This is a genomic window from Paenisporosarcina sp. (assembly GCF_049671445.1).
In the GTDB taxonomy this organism is placed as follows: domain Bacteria; phylum Bacillota; class Bacilli; order Bacillales_A; family Planococcaceae; genus Paenisporosarcina.
The window spans coordinates 1-1,805 of record NZ_JBATUX010000111.1 but is presented as its reverse complement, the minus strand read 5'-3'; the positions used below and the strand labels follow the sequence as shown (position 1 = coordinate 1,805).

Annotated in this window: 3 protein-coding genes; all 3 read left to right on the top strand. The window is 37.2% G+C overall.

The window, feature by feature from the left end:
- Nucleotides 1–11 precede the first annotated feature (11 nt).
- Nucleotides 12–176: an exonuclease domain-containing protein gene (locus tag WBG45_RS13670; RefSeq protein WP_424415403.1), complete on the top strand. Its 165-nt coding sequence runs from the start codon at nt 12–14 to the stop codon at nt 174–176.
- Between the two features lie 147 nt (nt 177–323).
- The gene (locus WBG45_RS13665) at nt 324–758 is read left to right on the top strand and encodes a MarR family winged helix-turn-helix transcriptional regulator (protein WP_424415401.1); all 435 of its coding nucleotides are present in this window, start codon (nt 324–326) and stop codon (nt 756–758) included.
- Between the two features lie 7 nt (nt 759–765).
- A partial coding sequence (locus tag WBG45_RS13660; protein ID WP_424415400.1) for a DHA2 family efflux MFS transporter permease subunit occupies nt 766–1,805 on the top strand: 1,040 nt, incomplete at its 3' end.

The window sequence follows — 1,805 nt, the reverse complement described above, 5'->3', positions numbered from 1 at the left end:
CATATACAGTAATCGATACGTTAAAGCTCTCAAGAAAAATCATCAATCTAACACCTAATCATAAATTGACAACATTAACACATTACTTACAGATCGAACATGATGCGCATAATGCATTAGGCGATTGCCTTGCTACAGCTAAAATTTATCAATATTGTTTCACACACTCTATTTAACTACTACAGTTAATAGAGTTTTTTTGTTTAAAATCATACTACGCCACATGTTTCAATGTGCTATGCGTATTGACAATTCATTTCGGTAGGCGTAATATATTCAATTAGTTAAGTTACTAAACTATTTAAAACTGAAGGAGTTACACGATGAATGAAAGAAAAGAATTAATAACTGAATTTACACGATCATTTCGTTCTTTAGTGCGAACAGTTCGACAAGATTTCGCTGTCGAATTTGAAGGATATATTCCATACAATGAATTTACAGTTTTACGAGCATTAGAGGACGATCGTACACTCAGAGTCTCAGATGTTGCACGCAGATTAAATGCAACAAACAGTTATGTCACGTTAACGAGTGAGAAATTAGTGCAAAAAGGATACATTATTCGCGAGCGTCATAACGTGGATCGACGTACAGTTTACTTAACATTGACTGAAGAAGGCATAAATCTTGTGAAGAAAATGGATGAAATCGTCTACGCTTATTACAACAAAACGTTTGGTGATATTTCGAATGAAGAAATGACGACAGTGATGAACATTTTGGGGAAATTCAAGCCAATCGAAAGAGAGGTTTGATGACCAAATGGAACATTTAAAGCATAAAGAAAAAGTGACGATTATGATTGCCATTATCGGGGCTCTGTTTTTCGCTGCAGTCAATCAAACAATCGTAAGTAATGCATTACCAAAAATTATTTCTGATTTAGGTGGCTTAGATTATTATAGCTGGGTCTTTACAAGTTTCATGCTGACGAGTGCTATTATGACTGTTGTAGCAGGGAAACTTTCCGATATATATGGTAGAAAGCCATTTTTCTTAATTGGTATATTAGTTTTTTCAGTAGGTGCATTTTTATGTGGAACCTCTGTAACCATTGTTCAGTTGATTATATATCGCGCGATACAAGGAATAGGAGCAGGGCTTATTATTCCAACAGCTTTTGCAGCAGTGGGAGATTTATTTGCACCACGTGAGCGCGGTAAATGGCAAGGCGTTATGAGTTCAGTGTTTGGCGTATCCAGCGTTCTAGGGCCTACAATTGGAGGTTATATTGTTGATAATCTTGATTGGAGATGGGTATTTTGGGTATTCTTACCGCTAGGCATCGTAGCCTTTATATTGATTTTAAAATTATTCCCGAAAACAGAACGTCGACAAAATGAAACGATTGATTACTTAGGAACTCTTTTCCTCAGTTCGACTTTAGTCACGATGTTGCTCGGTTTTTCTTGGGCAGGCACACAATACGAGTGGTCCTCTCCAATGATCTTATCGTTGTTCACTGGATCGATAGTTTCACTAGCGCTATTTATTTGGGCAGAGAAACGCGCAAAAAGTCCAGTTTTACCTCTTCATTTATTTAAATACGCAAACTTTACGTACTCAAATATCATTGGATTTGCAGTAGGAATAGGGATGTTCGGGGGACTTATGTATGTGCCTTATTTCATTCAAGGAGTTCTCGGATATTCAGCAACCCACTCAAGCTTACTATCGATGACAATGACACTCGGATTAGTGGGAGCGAGTGCTTGGGGTGGAAATCTAATTACTAAAACAGGGAAATATAAGCGCCAAGCAACATTGGGACTGACAGTATCCGTAGTTGGACTTCTCTTATT

Bases quoted from the DNA above. Each gene is read 5' to 3' on its own strand.
- WBG45_RS13665 (WP_424415401.1), top strand. From the start codon at position 324: ATGAATGAAAGAAAAGAATTAATAACTGAATTTACACGATCATTTCGT.